Here is a 24,120-nt window from a genome sequence, read left to right on the forward strand (position 1 = left end):
TGGCACCCTTTATTTTCGGCATATTGGGCTAACCGAGACAAATAGAGGCGGTTTGCACCCCTTATTTCAACCACTCGGTCGGGTCTGCACCCGTTTCGCGGATATTAGCGGCTACAAACCGCTCTTATATCTGCATCCAAGCGGGTTGTAGACAAAATAACGGCTCCGTCTGGAATCCCCTACCTTACAATCCTTATTCAATCAAGGGATTCCGGACAACCTGTTTGAGCAGAAGAAGGTAACTTTTCACTTGGAACGGCCTGCTAACACTTCTACACATTGAATCGACAGCCTCCCAAACCGCTCTTATTCGGTTCTTCTCTCCCCGGCCGAGCTCTTGTATCCGTTTGCTGAAGGAACTGCTCGATTCATGTGAAACGGCGTTGGATACCACCGAGGTCAGCACGTGGCCCCACAACACAGCGGAACTCGCAATCGGCATCGTATGGAACCGCTCAATGATGCCCCGTTGCTTATCCAAAAACAGACGGTAAGCCGTATAAGAGATTGCGCTGGCAATCGCAATCAGCAGGATGCCGGGCAACAGGTAATTCACATAGTTCTCCGCACCAGTTTGGATTGCGCCGCCAAACACATAAACAAACAGCATAAAAAGCTACATACCCACAATTGCAACAAACGTAGATACGGTACTTGCGGATCAGGGTGGCAACGCTCTCGGGAGACAAAAGAAATTTAACAGTTTCCATATCGCTGGAACACCATCTAATCATATAATTGGAGTATCCGAATCCCGCCGGAATATTTTAACATTGGAGGAATTCCATGACCATTTTGCGACGACACAAGGTTTCATTACTACTTATACTCGGGTTACTCGCCATCTCGCCATTGACCGCTTCGGCAGCGGAGCCGATGATTAAGCCGACGCTCCCGTCTATCCCCTCTGTACCGATCATATTGATCGATCCCGATGACGATTTCCCTTCTGGGTCCTTGGCGAACGCTCCGTTGATCGAGCGCCGTTGGGAGTTTTCCCAGCTCAAGGGAGCGTACTATGCTCCGAGCCTGGCAGCGGACGGCACCTTATACGTCGGAAGCTGGAACAAATACTCCGACGGTGACGGACTGGCCGCCATCGCGCCTAACGGCAAGCTGTTGTGGAGCCTCCTCTCCGACAACGGCTATTACGACACGACCATCGGACCGGATGGCACCTTGTACGCTGCAAGAGGGGGAGGCGGACTTCAGCAAATATTCAAAGACGGACGGATCGGATGGACGTACTCCGGTTCGATCACGGGGAAGATTTCTTTCCTGGCGGACGGAACGATTGTGCTCGCAGTATCGGATAAAATCGTATGGATCGACCCCGATGACGGTTCGATTATCCGGTCGGTCGATGTGCCTTCGGTACTCCCGCATTCGCTCAGCGTCGCCGCCGACGGCACGGTGTACGCCGTATCCGGCAAGTCGAGTCTCTACTCGGTCAAGCCGGACGGCAGCTTGAAATGGTCACGCGACATGACCGGCGGCAGCGGCTCCGCTAACTTTTTCGGCACCGCTCTCGGCTCCGACGGAACCGTGTACGCCGTAGCCAATAAAAACACTGTCGTCGCCTACAAGCCGGACGGGAGCGTTAAAGATCAGTATACGGCGTCCGCGGACATTTCGACGACCCCGGTAATCGGCAAAGCCGGCGAATTGTACGTCGGACTCGTCAATGGCAAGCTGATCGGATTAAACGCTGCCATGGACGTGAAATGGATCACCAAATTTACCAATTCCATCACGCGAATCGTCGCCGGCCCGGGAGAGCTTGCGTATGTCTACAGCAGCGATGGTCAATATTTGTACGCGATTGCCGCCGTCGACGGCAATGCCAAGTGGATAGCCGAAGTGCCTCATAACAGCGGCGGCGGCCACGGGAATATCGTTTTCTCCTCCGACGGCACCCTGTTTGCCAGCGGCTTCGGGCTGTTCGCACTCGGAACGCCGCCAGTTGCCAGCGTTACGCTGGATAAGCCGGCGATCGAGCTACAAGCCGGACAGAGCACGGCGCTAACCGCTACCGTCGCTCCCTCCGTAGCGGTCAATCGCAAAGTCAATTGGAAGAGCGATAACCCCAACGTCGCCCACGTCAACAGCTCGGGTATCGTAACGGCTGTGTCGGCGGGCAAAACGAAGGTGATCGCATCGACGGACGAAGGAGGTTACATGGCGATCAGCGAAGTGAACGTCAGCGCCTCGCCGCCCCCCCTCCTCGTGTTGACGGATATCGAGGGCCATTGGGCTAAATCTGAGATAACGAAAGCGGTCGAACAAGGAATCGTCTTCGGATACGAAGACGGGACGTTTAAGCCGGAAAAGAGCGTGACAAGAGCGGAGTTCGCGGTGATGCTCATGCGGGCTTTGAAGCCGGATGTCGAAGGCATTGCTCTGCCGTTCACGGACCAACACGATATCCCTTCGTGGGCGGCCAAGGCCGTCGCTCAAGCTGCTCAGCTCCATATTGTAAGGGGCAATTCCGACGGAACGTTTCTTCCGTCGAACCACATCACGCATGAGGAAATGCTGGCGATGGTCGTACGCGCCTCGGGCAAACCAGCACCGGACCCCGCGCCTGCCAGCGGTTACGCGGATGACGCCGATCTTTCGGACTGGGCGCGAGGATCAGCGTACATCGCTTCTCGGCATTCGCTTCTCGGCGGCATGAACGATAACAAGGTTCGGCCGAAGACCTCGACTACTCGCGCGGAATCGGCTGCGGCCATCGTCCGCATGCTGGATCTATAAGTCAACTAGCCGGGGACCCTAGGGTCCCCTTGAAAGAAAAATTGCAACTTGTGCTTTGAGGTAACAGGAGTACTCACCAAGGACTTGGAAGAAGGGACGCACCTGATTGAAGAATACAAAAAGAGCAGGTTCACCTGGCGCTTGCTCCAAAATAACCATTTCGTTATCGTGCCTTTTGGCTAGATGCATTACAAATTGATCTGCTTATTAATAAGGACGGGTGGGATCTATTATGGAATGCTGCAGCTTTTCTGTATAAGCATCAAAAGCATCTATGCCTTCTTCTAAAATTAGACGTGCTTCTTTATCAGTAATGGGTATAACCCACAAGACACTAATTATTTCTTCACCTATTTGTATTTCTTCCAAGTCCTCACTTTCCCCCCTTAGTTCATCAATCAACAGGGCTTTTGCAGTCCAGTTCTCTGGGGCGAGTGCGCTCTCAGTCATTACTCGTGGGACTTCCGAAGATTTTACATTTTCAATAGTATGGGCAAGTAGGTCGCAGAAATACGAGAATATGCGATCGACGCTCTCTTGTCCCATATCGGGTGTTAAAGCTAGCATCCATTCCGTCTCGGTTGGTTTTCCAGTTTTTCGAACGGAATTCGATAGGCCGACAGTTGCGAATCTTGCAGGATTGTTTTCATTCGTTGACGGAAAATAATAGATCTCGATATATACGCCAATCTCCGGTTTTGTCATTATAACTCTGTATTCCGGCATAGACCATTCTTTCATATACAAATTAAGAATAATGGTTCGTTTGATATCAAGGTTCAGCAGTTTTTCTTGACTCGATTCTCGGTTGATTTGCACACCTATCCCCTTTCTGGTTGGTTAGCTAACAAAACGCAATGGCTACTTAGCCGCGGACGGAATGGGACAAGTGCCGTTGATGTTTATTGGCCAGATCGGGTAAAGCCGAAAACGATTCCCCACCCAAACGGTTCCGGTAAGCTGTCAACGATCGTCATCCTCCAGTTCGCCGCCGGAGGCTGGCCGCCGACGTTCCGATTGCTTCCGTTGCTCGTATCGCTCACGAATCTTCGTTAATGCTTCCTCTCGAGCCTTTTCGATTTTCTCTCCAGCTTGACGTTCGAGATCTTCCTTCCGGTCCAGACTGGTCTTGTACACATTCACCGTAATGATCTCGCCTGTCTCTCTAATACGCACGCCCTCTTTACTCACACTCCCCCACTCTTCGTTATTTACTTGATTGAGCACAAATTTCTCAAGTGCTACTGCAACACCATCGTTATCGTTGGATTCGGTAACGTACTTTGCACAATTTTTCAGTTCCGTTATCCCGTTCCCCATGGCAATGGGAAATCCGCATTTATGAAAAAGTCCCAAATCGTTAAAGTCGTCACCAAATGCCATGACATGGTCCGGGCTAATCCCGACTTCATTTAAAACCCACTGCACGGCATCCTCTTTTGAAGCGGATTTATGCATAATTTGAACCAATACTCCTTCATCCGTTGCGATTACGTTGACTTGGTTACCGAATTGCCGGGCAAGCTCGTTCCATGAGCTGTAACTCACAACCAGAATTTTAGTCGGAGATAGGGAATAGATAAAATTAGAGTCGACTACCTCTGGTCTAGATTCACCCGAACGGGCGTCAAACTTGGCGGACTCGGAGTCGGGAATCGGTGTGCACGTATACCAGGAGTCATTAACTTCATAGTAGATGGTAGAGTGGGGCTCGCTTAGCTCAATGAATTTAATAATCTGCTGGCTGATCTCTGTGGGGATGCAGATGTGCCGCTGAAGTTGTTTAGATTCGTTTGTTATTAAGGCACCATTGTAGAAAATAAGGTACTCTGCAAATGGAAGATCTTTTTACGAATCGTTTAGCGACTCTAGGCGGACGTGCTGTAGCGACAATAACATGAATTCCGGCTTCAAAACACTGCTTAACTGCATCATAATTCCGAGGAGATATGGATTTGCTGCTATCGAGTAAGGTTCCATCCAAGTCTAGCACAATTGCCTGTATTTCTGACATCTGCATCCCCACATTCCATAGTTAAATTCCTCCAATTATATCGGAATAGAGATGCTTGTGATAGTCTTTTTTTTGTGAGCAGGTTATGTTCACCCTCGCCAAACGTGCACGCGAGCTTGGAACAAAATAGGAGTCTTTAGTACATTTTAGTCTTCCTCCATATAATCCAATTCCAATTTCGCATCCGTGACGACGAGCTTATGGAAAAGCAGCTTCAGGAACTAGCCGAACATTCGGGCGATGTTGTGGTTGGAGACAAAACAACCGCCGCAGCATCAAATGCCGCGGCGGTTGTTTGTGGGCTCAATCGGTTCGACGGAACCGACGCAGGTCGGTCGTTAAACCGAAATCACCTTTGTCTGCATGTTCAATTCCATCACGCTCCCTTCCTGCAGGATACTTTTAGTATACTGGACGATGTCGCATCCCGCTATGGACCGTTTTGTTATAACGATTTTGGACCAACTCTGGGCGGACGGATGGAATCGTTACTTGCGCGTTGCTTCGAGAGTAACCGCTTACTTTTTCGATGCTTTGATCGTCTCAATATCTTTATCCGCTTCTTCCGCCGCTTTCCTCAGCAGTGTATTGATATCATCATTTCCGGTTCCTGTGATCAATTGGTTCATGTGGGTCACCCATTTTGTTTTAGCTTGAGCATCATAAGTTGTCATCGCCATAGGTTCGGCCAGCTTCTCCGGAAGCCGAGCTTTAATATTTTTACCCTTCAAGTGCTCCACTTCTTGCCCGAATGCGTTGCGTACGGCTTGACTCTTATGAACAGGCACGTCTCCACGCTTCGCCAGCTTCAACTGGAACTCTTCCGACGTTAAGAATGCGATCGCTTCAAACGCTTCATCTTTATGCTTGCTCATCGAAGTAATGTCGAAATAGGTCGGATAAGGTTGCGAACCTACACCGGGAAGCTCTTTAAATTCCGGGAGCTTGACCATGTCCCAATTTTTTATGGCATCATTTTTATCGGGGATAGCAAGGTGAGCCATCATAGCTACGGTCAAGTCTTTTCGGAATGCATCCACCTGCGCGAGTAAGACGCCAGTCTTGGAATCGACCTCATTTCCAGGTATTTTATAGAAACGAGAGAGATTGTCCGCGATTTTTTTCCAGTTTTCATTCGTCGTGAACAAAGACTTATCCGTTTTAGGATCCACATAACCTGCAGAGAACTGGTTCGTCTGAGCGATGTGTTCCACCGAGGCTACCAATCCGCGATAATTTACGCCACCTTCGGTTCTTGTCATTCTCTTGGCTAATTCATAGGTGTCGTCCCATGTCATTCCATCTTTCGGATAGCTGACACCGAATTTGTCGAACAGATCCTTATTATAGGATAGTACACTTACTGTATTCGTAACCGGCAGTCCGTACATTCCGCCATTTGCGATTTTTTTCATAAGCTCAACCGTTGAAGGCTCTAATTGGTTTAAATCATAATTGTTCTTTTTGATCAGCTCGGTCATATCGTACTGCATGTTATTGGCAATCAGATGCGCATGAATATGTCCGACTGACGAAAACAATACGTCAATAGTCGTTCCGCTTGCAATCAAATCGGTCGTTTTCGCGCTTGGAATAAATTTAATATTCATGTGGGGGAATTTTGTTTTTATCGCGTCCCCATACTGTTCCATAAACATAGCTTCCGTCCAACCGCTTGAGGTTTGGAAGAAGACAAGATCGACCGGCTCTTTCTTTTTCACTTCCGGGACTTTGCCGCTATCAGTCGTCCCAGCAGCCGTCCCTGCAGTCGTACTCCCTCCGGTGTTGGCGCCCGAGCATGCTGACGCTACTGCGGCGAGCAGTCCGAATATTGCAGCGTTTTTGACGAACTTTGCTAAATTAACACCTATGTGCCTATTGTCGTTTTTTGTTGCGCGACTCTCCGCAAGTTCGATTTTAGTTCTCTTTTTAACCATTCTCGACGCCTCCCTTTTTGTTTGAGCGCATATGTTGGAGTTGTAAGCGCTCTATCCATAAATCGATTATAACCCTACAACCTGAGAATATCATAAATGCGGTATATCAAAGTTGCGATTTCTTATGGTAAAATGCTAATTAAATACGTCGAATATTATCGGAGGAATTATGTTGATTTTTGAACATTGCCCGTTTCTGATTGACGCCCCGGTTAAGCTCGATATGTTTTTTGACAACTCCCGGTATTTCAAGCAGCTATTTCATTTCCATCCCGGTATTGAAATGATATTTGTGCATGAAGGTTCAGGTCAGCTCATTCTGGAGCAGAGCATATATGAAGTAAAACCCGGTACATTGATATTCCTCAAACCGTACCAGCCTCATTATCTGCAAATGCAGATCGGCCCCGGCAAACCTTATATCCGATCGCTGATAAAGTATGAGCATAGCTATCTTACGGAGAATTTGAAAGCGTTTCCGCAGCTGCGCGAATTTCATGACTACATATGCAGCGATACATCGACCTCCCAAGTGCAATATGTGCCGGATTGGAAAAACTTCGAGCAGTTTCTCCGGGAAAATTACGAACGGCTGCAGCGGTATCCTTTCTACAACAAGATGGAAGGCAATGCGCTGTTTCTCGTAAATGTATTTCACTACTTGTATCCGCTATGGAAAACAGGAATGGTATCGAAGCAGAAAAAACAGGCCGCCGAGCCGACTGTAGCGAAAATGATCCGGTGGATTAACGAAAATTATGAGCAGGAATTTCAGCTTGAAGCGTTAGCCCAGGCGGTGCATATCTCTCCGAATTATGCGTCCTATATATTCCGCCAGACGACGGGCAAGACCATTATGGAGTTTTTGACCGACCGGCGTATCAAACAAGCGTGCATTCTGCTGAAAACGACGGCCGCATCGGTGCAGGAAATCGGTGAAAAATCGGGCTGGGTGAACTTTAACTATTTTTGCAGCATATTCAAAAAACGGTTGGGCATGACGCCGAAACAATACCGTCATCATTAACTGCTTGATCCGGCAAAGGATATATGTTTTGCCCTTAGTCAAGGACAAGAACATATATCCTTCGAAATGAAAGAAACGCCCGATCGTTCCATGGTTTGCTGCTTTATTCAATCTAAAGAGCTGCTGTCTCCAAAAGCGTTACGAATACACCGCTCGAACAACGGTCTTTCAAATTCCAGTTTGTTTTTGGAAGCTTTTGTTTCTACGATCGCACCCGCTTCCAGCAGATAGTCCCGAAATAAGGTGTGAAATGTGCTCGTGTCCTCCTCGGGGTCTCCGCTCCATTCTGATGCATCCAAGCATATTGTAGTTATAAATTTTTGTTTGGTTTTATAAAAGAGCGGCTGGTATATGCCTGATTTGTCATAATACGTCGAAACATCCCCGTTAAAACATAAGCATACATCCATTTCCTGCAAGCAGGAAAACACGGCATCCTGCATAGAAGCTTTTATGCGTTGTCGTAAGTCGCGCACCGATTGGACGACGCCGGGCGTGACCCTCTCCGCACCGCCATAAATCGTTCGTATCGTGAGCTCCAATTCGCGATCCCCTCCCGTTATGTACATAGATCCGTGCCGGACGAGTACCCGGTTTCAACCGGTCTTCCCCCATTAGCCAAATATTATCATAAATGACTACCGTCTGCTATTACGCATAACTGCCCATGCCAAGCATTTCCTTATCCTTGAAAATATCCTAAATGTAAAAAAAGCAAAAACCGCATCCGCTGCGAATACAGGGGAGATGCGGTTCTTTGAGAAGTTTTTCGGTTTATGCTTATTTGCCTGTTTTGGCTATTTCCTCTTCGATTGCTTTGTTGATCGTTTCTTCCGCATTGCGCAGCGCCGTATTGACGTCCTTATGGCCTTGAATGACGTCATCGAACTCCTTGCTGAGCAAGTTCGCGCCATTGGTAGCCAGCTCGGGCGCCTGCGGACTCGGGGCGACCTTGTTGTGGAAGGCGGCGCTCGTGTTTTTACCCTTTAGCAGCTCCAGATCGGCGCCGAACGCTTTGGCGATCGTTTCATTTTGCAAGCTTGTCGTCTTGCCGGACTTGCTGTTGGCCAGCTCGACCTCGTCGGACAGCACGTGCAGCAGCACCTGGAATGCCTGTTCCTTCGACTTGCTCGTGTTGGATATGAACCAGGCTCTCGGCTCCACCTGCAGCCCCGTATTTTGCTGCGCGGATGAGACCGGAACGGACACCATGTCCCACTCGATATCATTCATACCCGCTCGGGTATATGCGGAAAGCGGGGAAATAACGGCCGCTATGTTTTTGTTCGTATAAAAGGCCGTCAGCTCCGCTGCGCCGTCGCCCGGCTTGTAGCCGGTCAGCATGCCGTTCACTTCGTAGAAGCGCTTGGCATTATCGAATATAGTTTTCCAAGGCGCCGTATTAACAGCGGCACGGCCGGTTTTGGCGTCGATGATCGGCAGCGACTCCGCGTTGTTGGTCAGCATGGTGCGAAAAAACATCGTGACGCCCCGGTACTGAATCCCGTCCTGGAAATTGGTCATCTTGCGGCTCATCTCGTACGCTTCATCCCACGTCATGCCGTTTTTGGGATACGTAACGCCGAACTTGTCATAAATATCTTTGTTGTAGAACATGACGTGCGGATTGGTGCTCTCCGGCAGACCGAACAGCTTGCCGTCGCCCGATACGTCGCGGAACGTCTGCAGCAGGCCCGGTTCGAATCGGTTCAGATCGACCTTGTACTTGGCGATCAGCTCGGTCAGATCGTACTGCAAGCCGTTAGGGAGCAAATTTTTTTGCATTTCGGGCAGGGCGAACAGGAAAATGTCCGGCACGTTTTGGGTGGCGATCATATCCGGCACGGTCCTGCTGCCGGGCTTGACATAGTTCAGCTTGTAGTTTGGAAATTTACTGCGGACATAACGCTCGACTCTCGACTTGAAGATGTCCTCGGTAAATGAGGAACTGCTCGCGTAAATCGTCAGCTCCGCGGCTTCATTATAATCGACTGCCGCTGGAGCCGCTTGCCCGGAGGGCGCGGCCTTCGGCGTGCTGCCCCCGCTCTCTCCCCCGCCACATCCGGACACCAATGCTACGACCGCAAAAGCAGGTCCCACAAGCTTCCAATTCATTTTTCGCATCATGGTTCGGAACTCCCCCATCGGTTCAATCTTTCTATTCCTGTAAAGCTGCTCATTCTCGGTTAGCCTTGTCCGGCTTACGGCTAGGGTAACGGCTTCCGTTAAGCTGCATCTCACCTAGAGCTTGAGCGTGCCAGCAAACCCGCAATCGCCCTCATCCTTTGCGGTATGCCTTCGGGGCAAGCCCCGTGTACTGCGCAAACACTCTGGAGAAATACAACGGGTCCGTATAGCCGACCTCGGCGGCAATTTCGCCGATACTTTTGCGGCTGTCGCGAAGCAGCTCCTTTGCTTTATCCATGCGGATTTTGATCAAATATTGCACGGGCGACCAGCCGGTATACTTTTTGAACAGCAGCGACAAATAGCTTTGCGATAACGAGACATAATCGGCCATCGCTTTGCGGTCCAGCTTCTCGGGATACCGCTCGTTAATGTAGCCGATCACTTTATTGACCAGCGCAAGCGCCGCTTCCTCGTCGCCTTTGGAACGGATTTGCTGGTTGAGCAGTTCGGACAGGAGGTTTTTGAAAGCGAGATTCACCTTCCATTCGTAACCGACCTTTTTGCTGTTCCAGCAGGTATGCATGTGCTGCAAAATGACGGTGGCCGCATTGGCGTGACGAAGCTTCGAGAACGGCTGGAGCGGCAGCTTATGCCCGCCATTTCCCGCTTGCAGCGACGGGCGGTTCCACCCTTCCCAGCGGACGAGCGTATAGTGAAACATAACCGAGTAAAATTGAAGCGGGTCTTGCCTGGAGCTAATCAAATGAATGTCGTTGCCGGGAGACGAATAAACGACCATGCCCGGCTGCAACGCCGTTTCCTCGCTGTTGTACACCAGACGGCCGGAACCGCCGCAAACGATCGACAATTTATGGATTTTGCAAAATTCCCCGAACGCGTAATTCATTTCTTCCCAAAACGGGGTTTCCCGTTTCGTAATCAACCACACCTGGGGATGAAGCTGGTTCCAAAAGTCGTACTGATGCTGCATTGTGTCCCGCCTCCGCAAATAGGCTGCTGCGGCTGTCTGCCGCTTGCCGTGGACTTACGCGCTCAGGTATTCCCGCACGTCCGGCCGCCTTGCGTACATTTTACCACGAGGCGAGCCGGTCGCGTGTGAGCCGCTGCAACTGCGCGGTTGCGTGGTGAGGCAGCTTGTATTCCGGTACGCTGTTCAAGTAATACCGTGCCTGAAACGACTCGTCCAGCACCTCGCTCCGAACGAAGGCGGCGATGCGCTCACGGACGGAAGCGTGCCGGCCGCCGATGCGCAGCAGCGCCAGCAACGCGTACGATACATACTGAAAACGGTAATCGTCGGCGCTCACGATAAACTTGTTGCGAATCCAGCTCTCCTCCGGCTCCCGGCTGCCCGGCTCCGCGATGATCCGTTCCAGCTCGGGCACGATCTCCGCGTCCCCGAGCTTGCCCAGCAAATAAATGGCCGCGTGCGCCCGGAACTGGCTGTACATATGGCTCGTGCCGGACATAAACGCATCGCGCTCCAGCACCATTTCGCGCAGTACCGGGATCGCTCCCTCATCCCCGAGCAGTCCCAGGGCCAATGCGCTGTGCTTGCGCAGATGGCCGTCCTTCTTGTGCGCGCACCATTCGCGCAGCGGTCCGATCATCGGGCCGCCAAGCCGCCTTGACGACCAGATCGCGATGCCTGGTGTCTCGGAGTCCAGTCCGCTGCGGATCGCATCTTGTCCGGTCATCCATTCGACCGTATCCGGCGCTTCTGACGCACAGCCGGAACGCTCCAGCAGCCGGCGCAGCTCGGCATAGGGCACTTCTCGGACGGCCGTGTTATCGCGCACCGCCAGATAGGCGGCCTTGGCGGCGATTTCGCCGCACTTCTGCATATCCCGCTTCATCCGGACACAGGAGGCGAGATCGTGATCGACCGCCAGACTGCGTCCCGCCACCAGCAAATTAGCCGTTCCTTGCGGGATCAACGCCGCCAACGGAACCGGTACGGCGATCCGCAGGCTCCACAATCCGCTGACAACCGACCATTCCTGCTGCAGTTCGCTCTCCAGAGCCAGATCCTTGGCATGGTTGTCGAGATTGGCATAGGCGTAAAACAGCGGTTCACCGGTCCATTCCCCCCGGACAAATCGTTCGAAGGTAAGCGTTGGATCTCCGTTAATGAGCCGTCCTTCGCGAATGCCCAGCTGCGGCGCGACCTTGAGCAGCCTGTCGCTTTCGCCATAGGTGTGCTTCAAATGCGTCGGCAGCGTCGTAGAAGCGAGCAGCGCCTCCGTCAACTCGGCGGCGTCGGTATGATCGACATATCCCGAGTCCGTATAAAACGACTTGACTCTCCCGTTGCGAAGCAGGGAGACGACATTGGAATAAGCGTGCGTCGTCCCGTCGCTGCCGCGACCGAAGCGGGCCGTGCACCCGGCCATAACGGCAATCTCTGCGTCTCCGGAGCAGTCGATCACGACGCGGCAGCCTGCTTCCTGTACGCCGTCGGGGCCGATCCACCGGACGCCGGCAATCGTCCCGCCTTCCATATAGAGGCCGATCGCCGTACATTCGTAGCCGATCGTGACGCCGGCATGAAGCGCCGCTTCCTCCAGCGCCAGCTTCTTCGCTTCGACGCCGGCCCCGTCGGTGAAGCAGCCTTCCTTCTCGAGCTGTGCCGCCCGCTCATCCAACTGCTCGTACAAGCCGCCTTTGTCGCCGAAATAGTAATACGCGACATGGCCGTTGGTGCCCGTGCCACCCATGCTCGTCTGCCGCTCGATGCCGAGCGTGGACAGTCCCGAACGCGCGGCTTCGATGGCGGCTACCGATCCGGCCGTACCCAGACCAACTACGATCGCGTCAAACGTCCGCGCGAATCGCGGCTGGTCGACCACGGTCGCCACGCTTTGCTTGTTGATCCATTGCAGCAGTTTCATAGGTCACCTCCTTCCTTCCTCGCCGCCAGTACGCCTTCCTCCAGCGCTTCCAGCAGATTCGCATATGCGCAGGATGGCAGCCGGGTCCAATTCGTACGGAGGACCGCCGGCCCTTTCCCGACGCGCTGTTCGAACGTATCCGCGATGGCGGCGATCGTCCAGGGCTGCCAGGCTGCGGGACGACCGCGCCACGCCGTATACAGCTTCCGTCTGGCTGTCGACCAGTCATCATGCGCCGCAAGCTCGAAGCTTGCGATCGCCTCGGAAACGAAGGGTCCGCGGTAAAACGACAAGCGTTCGTCGAACGATTCCGGCAACGGAACCGACGTGTCCGTTTCCAGAGTCGCACAGTGCAGCAGCGCATTGATCCGCTTGTGGACGATTGCGGTCCCCTTCTCACCCGTCAGCGGCAAGCCGCCTGACGTCGTATCGACGATTCGCCCGGCTACAAGCGTCTCCATCCCGGACGCATGAGCCAATGTCACCTCATAGCCATCCGGATGCGGGGCGATTCGCACAATATGCGTCATCAGCAGCAGTTGAAGCCGTTGTTCCCGAATCCAGCGGCAGATGATCGGCAGTACAGCAGGAACATGCAATCGGCGATCTGCGGTCAGCACTCCCCTGCGTTCCAGTTCCTCCAGCAAGCGCCCGCCGACCTCTGTCCGGGCTGTACGCGGCCACTGCTCGCCCGGGCGATAGCTGCTAATAAATTCATGGCCGGGCTGCGAGAACGGCTCGACGACCAGTGCCTCCGGTCCCGACTCGCTTGAGTAGCCCAGTCCGGCAAACGTCGCGCCGACAATAAGCAGCGGGATATGTTTCAATGGTTGCGGCCCCCTTTCCAAAACGACGAATCGTTTGCCCTAACTATACGGAAGGGCCCCGGAATTGAGAATGAAGAAAGCAATCGAAAACATGGAGATTCGTCTTCTTTACCGAAACTACACAATCACTCCCAGTATTGGACTGTTGGATTGCGGCTGCAGCGGCAGACGAAAAAAGCGCCCTTGGCGGACATCCACCACAAGGCGCTTCATCAGAATAACCATCAACTTATAATCAGGAAAATCATAATCTATCCGAAGCTGCTATGGAACGTGTAGCCGCTCGCCTTGGCCAACCGCTCGGACTCCAACCAAACCTCCGTCACCCGCGGGCTGTTGCCGCCGTTGACGGCGCCGAGCGCCAAACGGTATTGCACCCAGCGGCCGGCTTGCCGCACACCGGCTGCAGACTGGCCGTTCTCGAACCATGCCTCGGCGGCGCCTCCCGGTCCTTGCCACGCGACTTGCTCCAGTTCCTCGCGGTTGTCCGCGAATCGGAGCTGCGCCTTCACCCACGTTTTTGGCTGAAGCTCCGCCTCCCAGCCGATGCGGGCAGCCCGCTCTCCCTCGGGAAGCTCGTGAGCGCTCGATATATAAAACTCCTCCGGGCCGCGGTCGACGATATTGCCCGGATCTATGGACATCATGCCGTGCGGACCCATTGTCGGCAGCTTCGTCCTCCGGTTCGGCGAGAAGCCTTCCGGACCGTTCCACATGACATAGGAGTATCCGACATGGTCGCCGTACGTTTTATGATTCGCGATCGCGAGATCGGTCCATCCGTCCTCGTCAAAGTCGATCGCCATCGCGCCGCACGACGAATGAGCAGGCAGCTGCAGCCGATTATCCGACGAGTAACGGCCGCCTGGCTGCCCCCAGTACAAGTACGCGTCGATATCGCGTTCCCGGCCGCTGTTATAAGAGGTGGCAAAAATATCGAGAATACCGTCCCGGTTGAAATCCGCAATCGTCAGCGCATTCGCGGTATGGGCCGGCAGCTGGGCGCGGCGTTCCTCGCGATACCCGTCGGGACCGCCCCAATAAATGTAAATATACGATTCGTACTTCGCATTTTTGCCCATGACCAGATGGCCGCCGACGATCAGATCAAGCCAGCCGTTGCCGGTCAGATCGGCCGCCTGTGCGCATATGCCGCCATCGCAGTTGAGACGGGTCGAACGCTCCATCGAATAACCATCAGGCCCGCCCCAAAGAATATAGCTGAAGCCGAATATTTGCGATACGAACAAATCCAGCCAGCCATCGTTATTGAAATCCGCCGACAGCATCCATCTGGGCTCCCGGTAAGCGAGGCCGACAGGGTCCCCGTACGAATGCAGCGCTTTAACCGGAATGTACTCCTTCATATTCGGGTCCATCAAAATGCGCTGAGGATTCGCCGTATCGAAGCCGTCCGGGCCGCCTCTGAAGATGAGCAGCTCCGGGTTGCTGACGCCGACGACCGCCAGGTCCAAATAACCGCTGTGGCGGAAGTCGCCGACCGCGCTGCCGTGCGCGCGCAGCGTAGGAAGAATCTGTTTATGGTCCGGATCGAAACCGTCCGGCCCGCCCCAATAAAGGAACGATCCCGGGTCGAGATGCGGGGCGTTCTCCGCGCAGTTGGCGATAAGAACATCACCCCAACCGTTATCGTTGAAGTCACAGCAGATCGAATCGACGGCCGCCCAGCCCGGAAATTCGATGCGGCGGCTTTCATCGAAGCCGTTAGGGCCGCCGAGATAGGCGTAAGCCGGCACATCCCCTCTCACCCGTCCCGACACATGGTTGATAAAAATGATCTGCGGACGCTCGGCGTCCGAAGTCCGTCCGACCAGCGCTGTCGCAGCGTCATGCGTAACCAGCCGAATCGGGTCGGCGAGTCGGACCGTTTCATTGCACTCAACGGGCTGATGAACTTTATAAATCAGCGACTCCGTCGTATTCATCACGTTCGTCCGGCCTTGGCAGAGGACAATCTCCGGCATGCCGTCGCCGTCCAGATCGCCGATGCTGACATCGCGCGCGCTGATCGTCGGCAAGGCCGTCCGTCTGTCATCCCCGAAGCCTGCCGCGCCGCCCCAATAAATCCAGGACAGCTCGCTTGCATCCCGATCGGCGCAGACGGCGAGTACGATTTCTTCATAGCCGTCGCCGTTCAAATCCGCCGCTCCTGCGGAAACCGCATTGAGGCATCCGATCACAATCGGCTCGCCGATCGTCCGGTCGCTGCAACAAGGATAAAACGCCGCCGCATCGTTCTCCTGACGGAACAAGAACGGGTTCCCGCCAAGCTCGACGATTTTCGGCGTCCAGCCTTCTACGAAGGTCATCCAGCCTGCTGTCGTGCTAGCCAGCTGTCGGGAGCCGGGGTCGTCCCCGCCAATCCATGTGCTGGCCGACAGCTGCAGCCCTTCGGGGCCTCCCCACAGCACAAACGGCGGCCGCCCCTTCGTCCGCACATATAGATCGGCGAAGCCGTCGCGGTCGATATCGCCAGCGGTCATATGCGTCACTTCCATGTCCAGCGTCACGCTGTCCGTATGGCGGAAGCCGCCAGCCGTCTGATGGTAGACGACGATTTTTCCGTTGCTTGCAAAAGCGATATCCGGCAAGCCGTCCCCGTTAAAATCGCCAATTGCAACCGCACGACAATTCGGAACGGGCAGCTCCGTATTGTAACGTTCGCTTAGACCTTCCGGCGAGCCGTAATAAATGTACGCCGTCACATCGGCATGCGTGCCGTTGTGCTGGTTGGCGATGACAAGATCCTCATAGCCGTCGCCGTTCAAATCGCCGAGTGCTCCATAATAGGAGCCGGCCGAAGGCAATTCGAGCCGCTCCTCCTGACGGAACGGATGAGGATAAACATAAACCGGAGGCCGCTCGCCCATGTCCTGGCTGTTAACGAACATTACGTCCGCATACCCGTCCCGGTCGATATCGAAACGAAAAATGCGCTGCAGTACGCCTTTGCGGGACACGTACAAATTTTGCCCGCCATTACCGAAGGTTCCGTCCGCAAAATCTTCAAAACCCCGTTCTCTCCAAACGCTGTCCATGTGTTTCCCTCCATCAGCTAATCCGTTGTACCGGCAACTGAGATGCCGCGCACAATATGTTTGCGGCGACCCTCCGCATTCTAGCCATCCTGTGTTCGCAGCCGATAATACCGCCACTCGCCATTACCCAGGATCGGAACTCGTACAGCTTGACATCGCTGGCGACGACCGGCTTCAGCGGACGATGTTGATCAGATGTGTTGATTGCTCGTCACCCTGTTGTCGCGCACCTTTAACTCCACAAATGATGGCGCTTTCATTTCCCGGATTGCACTTCGGCAACCTTTCAGGACATATCGGACAGTCCCAAAACCTCCTCTCTCAATAAGTGATATGGTCATACCATACTACTTCAAATAGTATACTTGCCATTTTTATAAGTCAATCCCTTTATGATTTCATCCGTTTCATCAACTATACGTGGAGTCTGTGGGCAGACTGAGCTCGACGGCACCAGTGCGGTGAAGAACTTAAGCGTTCTGGCGACCAATGAACTAAAACAGGCCGCACATAGGCGACCTGTTTTCTCCTCAGTGGTATTCCTTACCTGATTACCTCAACGATTATAATATCGCTCGATGTGGCTCCTGCCGCATTCATGAGCTCGCCGCGGTACTCGTAGCGGCCGACCGGTTTTCCGTTCAGCTCGACCGTTGCTTTTTGCGCATTGGGCGAAGAAGCGGTCAACGTCTGCGACTCGATCAACTGTCCGTTTTCATACAAACGGTATTCGGCCGCGTTGGTCCCCCACCACAGGTTCATCGCGACGGTATAAGTTCCGTCTCCGTCCCAATTGTCATGAGACATGGCGGGCTTGCCGGGAGCGGCATCGGTAATGTGAACGACATGCGGTTGGCAAGTCGACGTGCCGTAGGCATTAAGGAGCTCACAAGTATAAGTATACGTCCCGTTCGATTTGCCGCGAATGTCTATAGCTGCATTTTGCGCCTGAGGCGAAGCTTCGATAAGGGTCTTCTCTCCGATCAGGGAGCCGTTCTCATACAGTTTAAATACGGTACCGTTGTTTCCCCACCACATATTCATCGAAACCGTATAGTTGCCGTCGCGAAGTCCGTTCGCTTGACCGGAATTATCGGACAATACCGGCACGCCGGGCCGGCCGGAACTGGTTGAGGAACTTACCGTCACTTCAACGCGTCCGGTTTCCAGCAGCACTCCGTCCACGACGATCTGCGCCCGGATTTGGGCGGTCCCCGGATGATGGGCCGTCAGCTTGCCGTTTTCCACGGAGGCAATCGAAGGGTTGCTGCTGAACCATACCGGATTTCTTCTCTCCAGTTTCTGCACGGTCCCCCCCTGCTCCAGCAGTCCGGTGATGGACACTTCCGACGATTCGCCCGGTGCAAGCGTCGTCTTGGCTATATCCAGCCGGGCTCCTATCGGCGAGAGCCGCAAGTCAGGGATCGTAATTTTGAGCAGATTCGTATCCTCGGTTATATAAAAATTCCCGAAATCGTCCTGAGCCAGCCAGTTCGTTTTGCCCGACTTGCGAATCATCTGCTTTTGCTTGGTCGCCGCATCGATTCTCATAAACTGTCCCGCCTGAGTGACATACACGTTGCCATCATGTCCGATGAGGAACCGTGCGTCGCGCCATACAGCGCTGCCGTAGGAGCGGGTCACCAGATTTTGCCGATGAACGACCTGTCTGGTTGCCGGATCAAAGATGAACAAGTCGCCCTCCGCCGAGCCCCAGATCATGCCGTCCGGGCCGACGATCAGCTCGGTAATCCCTTTTTTGCCGGGAACGGGTACCGTTTCGAACACCTTCTGCTTATTCGCCACATCCCAGATGAATAGCTTCGCTTCCGATTCGGTCGGATCGATGCCGAGTCCGCCCCATACGTTCGATCCGCCATACACGAGACCGTCCTTGTACGTGACGGCCGTCACGCTTTGCTGATTGACCACATTGGCGTACACTTCGCGTTCCTTCGTCTCCAGATCGAAGATGACGAGCGCTCCGCCCAGGAACCCGTACTTCGGCACGGTGCCGATCACGAGCTTCCCTTCGTCCGGCATCACCGTCCCCGTAAGTCCGCGGTCTTGATGGGCGACATCGGATGCGGTGAACAGGAAGGACGGATTCGGATGAATCGGGTCCTGCCGATTCCACGGCAGCGATTGGTCGTATTCGTATACCCTCATGCCGGTATATGTGACGAAGTAAATTTTATCTTTGTAAGCGAATACCCGGTCCGTCTGATTGCCGGGAACCGTCTGTGCGGCGCCCACGGATTGCTTCGAATACTCGAGCCGGGTTCCGTCCACGGGATCGTAAATCGCGTTGCCGCCCACCACGTAACCGCTCGTATGGATGCGTCCGTCATTGCCCTTGAATACGGTCTGGAGGGTGCTCGGTTCCCCGCTGACCGGAATAAGCACGCTGCGCCTGGCACCGGTGGTCAAGTTGTATTTGAAGATGTTCCCTTCCGTAATGCCGACCAGCGTATCGCCGGGAAATTCCGCGCCGGAGAACTGCGCGAACGTTAGACCGTTGGCATCCGCAGGCGTCCGGATGTCCAGCATGTTGTACTGTTTCGTAGCGAAATCGTAATAGCCGAGCTCCGACGAAACGGTAAAGTACACTTTACCGCCGTCCGGAGACAAAGGAGAGACGAGTCTGGACGTCACGGGCGCGCTCGTCGTTTCAAACTCGCCTGTCGTCAGATCCATGGCGAGAGTCGCCCCTGGAGATAGTCTCATGAACAGTTTATTTTGGACGACGCTCATATCCCATACGAATTGAGCCGTGCTATACTGGGCGGGTAGTGCAATTTCCGTCTTCGCGCCCGTATCCCGGTCATAACGAATCAGATGGGCATGAGAACCGATTCCGAAGTAATAGTCGTTCCTCGCCTCGTCGTAGGCAACCGAGTATAAGTAGTATTCGTCCGCCGTCGCCCGGCCCAGATTGATCATTTCGCCGGTGGCGGTGTTGTATTCGAACGCCTCGTTCCGGTTGTACGATCCCCCGATGAGGATGCCGTCCGGCCCGTTTTTCAAATCGTACACGGCCGATCCCGGCATTTTTTTCACGAAATGCACCTGATTCTCGCCCGGCACGTATTTGAACAAATTCGTCGGCGTACCCGCCATGTAGACGGATCCATCCGGAGTAACGGTCAAACCTCTTACGTACTCGCCCTTGTAGTAGGTGCCGGAGATCGTATCTTCGATCGGGATTTGGTTTAATACGGTTTCCGCTTCCACATCGATCACGAGCAGCTTGGCCGGCAATCCCGACAACGTGGCGTAAGCGATCGTTTTGCCCGCAGAGTTCTGATGGAATACGGCGCGTGAAATATCGACATTATGTACAAACGGTCCCAGATTCGTAAGCTCGTACGGAACCGTCCCTTCATCGACGAGATGGAGTTGAAGATCGTCCACGGTGGCGGAACCCCTCCCTGCATTTTGGGTATAAATGAGTACTCTCGCGTAGGCGGCGCCGGTCGGGGCGTCCGCTTCGACGGAAAATTCGGTCCAAACACTCGACGGCGGCAGCGTCACGAATTTGTTGCTAAGGTTGCCGCTCACTACGTCGTCTCCTGTCTGCTTATACGTACGGACGCCGACGTACACCGTTCCGGTCGTGCCGGTCGCTTGGAATCGAAGCCGCAAACTGTCGCCGGCCGATATTTCGATCGGGTCGCTGAAGACGACTGCGGCAACCGAAGTCGAATCGTCCGTTACCTTCAAGGCGTTCGATCCTTCGTAACTGACGCCATCGGTCACTTCCATCGATATTCCGGCCGGATTGTTGCCGCGCAAATGCCATCCCGGTACGGGCTGGTTCTCGTCTCCGGGTACCTCGAAGCCCGGGTTGGACAACAGGTTAGGCGTTTGCGTATCGGCATGCGCGCGAATGGAGCCCATCATCAAAGTTGAAACCAAAAGGCAAAGTACGACTACAAAACTTACGACGTTCGTGTGCAACTTGCACCTCATTATTCATCCCTCCGATCGAATGGTAGGGGGGCGGCGGGTTCCGCTCCCCGGTTTGCTGCCTTTATCCTTCGTCAAGGTTCGCTTTCCGATTGTATGCTCCACTCTTGATCCGCCGGATTATCCGGATGGGTTTATTTGCTCTTCTGCTTGGCGACCTCCGCTTTTAGCTTTTCATCCAATTCCCTTAAAGCGGTATTAACGTCCATCTTGCCCATAGCCACATCCACGAACGTTTGACCCAGCAAATTTTGCTGCGTTACTCCGGGCACATCCGTCAAGCCGGCTTTTCGCTTCTGCGTATAAGGGATCGGCGGATAAACGTTCACCGCTTCCATGTTTTTCTTGCTGTACACCGGATGGCTCTTGCCAAGCGCCTTCTGGATGTCCGGATTAGCCAGAGTCGTCGTAATACCCCGTTTGGAGTCCTCCATCTGGACTTCGTCGGCCAGCATGGCCAGGATCATCTCAAACGCCTCTTCCTTGTGCTTGCTCGTTGCGGATATCGACCAGTATGCCGGGCCTCTCTGCGGCATCAGCTGGGGAGCTCCCTCCAGGGCCGGATACGAGACGAGATCCCAGTTCAACTCTGGCGGAAGAACCAAATATACGCTATGCTGGTTGGTCATGAGCGCCACGTTTCCTTTGGCGAACGCTTGCCCGTCCAATGCCGCCGTGCTTTCGATTTTATTGTTCGGAATTTCGTAAAACCGTTTCAAATTGTTGAACAGCGTCATCCATCGGTCCGGATTCGAGAGCTTATCTGCGTTCGGATCGAGAATCGGCAAGGAATACGGATTGTCTCGAAGCAGATTCGTCGGATGTGAGCTGAATCCCCGATAAATAACGCCTCCGTCGACACGCGTCATTTTTTTGGCCAACTCGTACACTTCATCCCAGGTCATGCCGTTTCTCGGATAAGCTACCCCGAACTTGTCGAATAAGTCCTTGTTGTAGTAGAGCGCTTGGGGAAAATACGGAGGCACCGGCAACCCGTACAACGCTCCATCACGTCCGACGTCGACGATTTCGTCGATAAACACGTTGTTGAACCGCTTCAGGTCATGCTTGTGCTTTTTGACGAGCTCGTTCAAATCGTAGCCTAACCCCAAATCGAGATATCCGCTTACAAGTGTCGGCACATCGGTCCGGATGATGTCCGGGATACTGCCCGAGGCGATCCTATCATTGATCGTCGCTCCTTTGCCTCCAGGCGAATACTCGACCGTCACGTGCGGAAATTTCATCTTCAGCAGTTGTCGGAACCGTTCGTCAAACTCCTCGGTTTTAACCCCGTTCGCGAGAATTTTCATCGTGTACGGTTCTTTCGGTTTTTCCGCCTCCGCCTTGCCGCCTTCTCCGCTTACCGAACCTTGATGCTTCGTACCGCACGCAGTCGTCGTCAGCATCACGATCAGCACGGCGGCGAGCCCCAGCCTCGTCGTTTTCATGTCGTCCGTCTCTCCTTACTTCCCCCATAATAGGTCAGCAATTTATTGACCCCAAACTGACCCTATAAATAGCATAAAACGTTTTGAAAGCGCAGTCAATCGTTTCGAAAACGTTCGGCCCCGTCTATAAATTGTCTTTTTATTCGAGCGGAGACGATCCTCCTTTACACATCGCATGATGAGAAGTAGCATCCTATTGGCGCATAAAAAAAGCATTTGGGACTTTTTTCCCAAATGCCGCAATCCTGCGAATTTATTCGATTGCCTGGCTGCTGTTCATGTCTTGCAGCACTTGTTCCATTCGCCTGCTCATCGTAACGCCGTCCTGCAACCCGGTTAAAAACAGCTCGAACTCTTTCTGGATCGCCGACAGCTGCTTGGAGGTGAGCGACATATGCTCGAGCAGCCGGTACGTAGGTATCATGCCTTCAAAAATGCGAAAATGCGCCGGATGCCGAACGTCCGTCTCTCCGTCCCGCTCGGAGGCTTCCCGGTGCGCCGGAATACTGAGCGTTTTGCTGCGGATCACCACCTGAGCCTCGTACGAACCGAGAAATTCGACAAGCCGTTTTGCAGCTTCCTTGCTCTTCGATTTACGGCTTACGATCGCGCCGATGACGGATAGCAGATTGCCTTTCTCCCTGACATAGGGAAGCGGGGCGACATCGTAATCCATCTCCGAATGCTTCAGCTGGTTAAGCGAAAAGTAGGTCGTCATGATCATGGACACTTTGCCGTCCTTGAACCATTCGACCGCCGCACTGTCGAGTCCGGACAGCATAGTGGGAAACACGTTCGGCTGCTCCACCAGCTCCCGGCATACGCCCAGACATTCCGTCAAATCCTTGTCCGGCAAACGGTAAAACCCTTCCCGATCCGGGGTGAAGTCGATCCCGCTTTGCAGCAAAAAAACCGGCCAGCGGTTGCGCGACAGCAGATGGAAGCAAAAGCCGAATCTCTCATTCTCGATCGCCGCTTTTCGGGCAAGCTCCATCAGCTCGTTCCACGTCCAGTCCCCTACCGGCTCGGACAAGCCGCGATCCTTCAGATGGCTGCGGTTGTAACAGACGACGAGCGGCGAAAAAATTAACGGCTGCACGAGCAGCTTTCCCTGATCCGCAAACGGCCCGGTCGTAAACGGATAATAGCCGGACGTCTGCTCCAGCGGCTGAAGCGGTTCCAGCAAGTCCGCCTTCTGCCTGCTCGAAAATTGCCGGAACGTATGATGGTTAATAATCGCCGCATCCAGCGTGCCGTCCGCCATATGCTGCTTGATATATCCCGCATACTCGTTAGTCGGAATCATTACAGTCTGAACGCGAATGTTCGGGTGCCGCTTCTGAAATTGCTCCAGCAAGCCGGTCAATTCCATCTCCCGATCAGTCGTGTTATAGACGCCGAGCCGGACGATTGGTTGGTCCTCGGACGGTTGTCCAACCACGATGTTGCCGACCCGCGGAATTTTCTGGATAACCCCTTCCCGGACAAGCTGCTCCAGCCCTTTGCGCACCGAAGTGTTACCGAGCCGAAACCGCTTCTCCAGATCGCTCTCGGAAGGCAAATACGTCCCGACGGCCTGCACGTTCGTTATGATTTCGTTCCGGATCGTATTCACCATTTCATCGATCCGCGCCTGCGAATGTTTTCGAATCACTTTTTTTTGCATTGCACTACCTCGCCCACCCGTTAGCCGCTGACTCCCTTGTCGCTTTTGGTCAAGAGGGTCTGGCCGTTCTTTTCCAACCTATAGTCTAGCACCAACTATCCTTTTCTCGCAACATGGCTCATTTGCATCGGACTGCCGCATCATGGGGATTCTTACGGGCGAAAGAGTCTATCTGCAGTTACAAAGGTTCAATCCGATAATCGGCAGAAGGGATGTGTATCCGTAGAACAAGACTTCCCCGGAATAAGACATCTTCGTCATCCCTCCTTTTGTCCCGCACGACTATCACGTCATCGGCCACACCCCGCTGGACTGTACAGTATTTTGTTTCTTCCGGGAAACCGGTACCTTCGCTCCAGCCGGTCGTTCGG

Annotated in this window: 15 protein-coding genes and 1 pseudogene; 2 read left to right on the forward strand and 14 right to left on the reverse strand. The window is 53.7% G+C overall.

Going from position 1 to position 24,120, the window contains the following annotated elements; translation table 11 throughout:
* Positions 1 to 373 precede the first annotated feature (373 nt).
* Positions 374 to 616: pseudogene (locus tag PV433_RS20985) on the reverse strand (ABC transporter permease); the annotation flags it as partial.
* A gap of 170 nt (positions 617 to 786) precedes the next feature.
* Between PV433_RS20985 and PV433_RS20990 the strand changes: the two are divergent.
* The gene (locus tag PV433_RS20990) at positions 787 to 2,757 is read left to right on the forward strand and encodes an S-layer homology domain-containing protein (protein WP_332074019.1); all 1,971 of its coding nucleotides are present in this window, start codon (positions 787 to 789) and stop codon (positions 2,755 to 2,757) included.
* Positions 2,758 to 2,964: 207 nt separating this feature from the next.
* Here the strand turns inward: PV433_RS20990 and PV433_RS20995 are convergent, their stop codons facing one another.
* From PV433_RS20995 to PV433_RS21005, 4 genes are all read right to left on the reverse strand, one after another.
* Complete coding sequence (locus PV433_RS20995; protein WP_332074020.1) at positions 2,965 to 3,576, reverse strand: suppressor of fused domain protein; 612 nt, start codon at positions 3,574 to 3,576, stop codon at positions 2,965 to 2,967.
* 144 nt (positions 3,577 to 3,720) lie between these two features.
* Positions 3,721 to 4,578: an HAD hydrolase family protein gene (locus tag PV433_RS21000; protein ID WP_442951557.1), complete on the reverse strand. Its 858-nt coding sequence runs from the start codon at positions 4,576 to 4,578 to the stop codon at positions 3,721 to 3,723.
* The gene (locus PV433_RS34190) at positions 4,541 to 4,777 is read right to left on the reverse strand and encodes an HAD family hydrolase (RefSeq protein WP_442951556.1); all 237 of its coding nucleotides are present in this window, start codon (positions 4,775 to 4,777) and stop codon (positions 4,541 to 4,543) included. Before PV433_RS34190 ends, PV433_RS21000 begins: the two co-directional genes overlap by 38 nt.
* Positions 4,778 to 5,289: 512 nt before the next feature.
* A complete protein-coding gene (locus PV433_RS21005) occupies positions 5,290 to 6,708 on the reverse strand; it encodes an extracellular solute-binding protein (protein ID WP_332074021.1) in 1,419 nt (472 codons plus the stop codon).
* A gap of 169 nt (positions 6,709 to 6,877) precedes the next feature.
* Between PV433_RS21005 and PV433_RS21010 the strand changes: the two genes are divergently transcribed.
* Positions 6,878 to 7,735 carry an AraC family transcriptional regulator gene (locus PV433_RS21010; RefSeq protein WP_332074022.1) on the forward strand — a complete coding sequence of 286 codons (858 nt, stop codon included), beginning with the start codon at positions 6,878 to 6,880 and terminating at the stop codon, positions 7,733 to 7,735.
* A 107-nt stretch (positions 7,736 to 7,842) separates the two neighbouring features.
* Here the strand turns inward: PV433_RS21010 and PV433_RS21015 are convergent, their stop codons facing one another.
* The 9 genes from PV433_RS21015 to PV433_RS21055 form a co-directional block, all read right to left on the reverse strand.
* Positions 7,843 to 8,277: an Imm12 family immunity protein gene (locus PV433_RS21015; RefSeq protein WP_332074023.1), complete on the reverse strand. Its 435-nt coding sequence runs from the start codon at positions 8,275 to 8,277 to the stop codon at positions 7,843 to 7,845.
* Positions 8,278 to 8,515: 238 nt separating this feature from the next.
* Positions 8,516 to 9,862 (reverse strand): ABC transporter substrate-binding protein, encoded by a 1,347-nt coding sequence (locus PV433_RS21020; protein ID WP_332074024.1) that lies wholly within the window; start codon positions 9,860 to 9,862, stop codon positions 8,516 to 8,518.
* Positions 9,863 to 10,013: 151 nt separating this feature from the next.
* Positions 10,014 to 10,856, reverse strand: a complete 843-nt coding sequence (locus tag PV433_RS21025; protein ID WP_332074025.1) for an AraC family transcriptional regulator — start codon at positions 10,854 to 10,856, stop codon at positions 10,014 to 10,016.
* A 100-nt stretch (positions 10,857 to 10,956) separates the two neighbouring features.
* On the reverse strand, positions 10,957 to 12,777 hold the full coding sequence (locus PV433_RS21030) for an FAD-dependent oxidoreductase (protein WP_332074026.1): 1,821 nt from the start codon (positions 12,775 to 12,777) through the stop codon (positions 10,957 to 10,959).
* Positions 12,774 to 13,604, reverse strand: coding sequence for a hypothetical protein (locus PV433_RS21035; RefSeq protein ID WP_332074027.1), 831 nt, complete (start codon positions 13,602 to 13,604; stop codon positions 12,774 to 12,776). The genes PV433_RS21030 and PV433_RS21035 overlap by 4 nt, the downstream gene beginning before the upstream one ends.
* A gap of 251 nt (positions 13,605 to 13,855) precedes the next feature.
* A complete protein-coding gene (locus PV433_RS21040; RefSeq protein WP_332074028.1) occupies positions 13,856 to 16,663 on the reverse strand; it encodes an FG-GAP repeat domain-containing protein in 2,808 nt (935 codons plus the stop codon).
* 543 nt (positions 16,664 to 17,206) lie between these two features.
* Positions 17,207 to 20,635 carry a hypothetical protein gene (locus PV433_RS21045; RefSeq protein ID WP_332074029.1) on the reverse strand — a complete coding sequence of 1,143 codons (3,429 nt, stop codon included), beginning with the start codon at positions 20,633 to 20,635 and terminating at the stop codon, positions 17,207 to 17,209.
* Between the two features lie 131 nt (positions 20,636 to 20,766).
* Positions 20,767 to 22,083 (reverse strand): ABC transporter substrate-binding protein, encoded by a 1,317-nt coding sequence (locus tag PV433_RS21050; protein WP_332074030.1) that lies wholly within the window; start codon positions 22,081 to 22,083, stop codon positions 20,767 to 20,769.
* Between the two features lie 253 nt (positions 22,084 to 22,336).
* Positions 22,337 to 23,749 carry an extracellular solute-binding protein gene (locus PV433_RS21055; protein ID WP_332074031.1) on the reverse strand — a complete coding sequence of 471 codons (1,413 nt, stop codon included), beginning with the start codon at positions 23,747 to 23,749 and terminating at the stop codon, positions 22,337 to 22,339.
* Positions 23,750 to 24,120 lie beyond the last annotated feature (371 nt).

The organism is Paenibacillus sp. GYB004 (genome assembly GCF_036577605.1).
Classification (GTDB): domain Bacteria; phylum Bacillota; class Bacilli; order Paenibacillales; family NBRC-103111; genus Paenibacillus_AB; species Paenibacillus_AB oceani.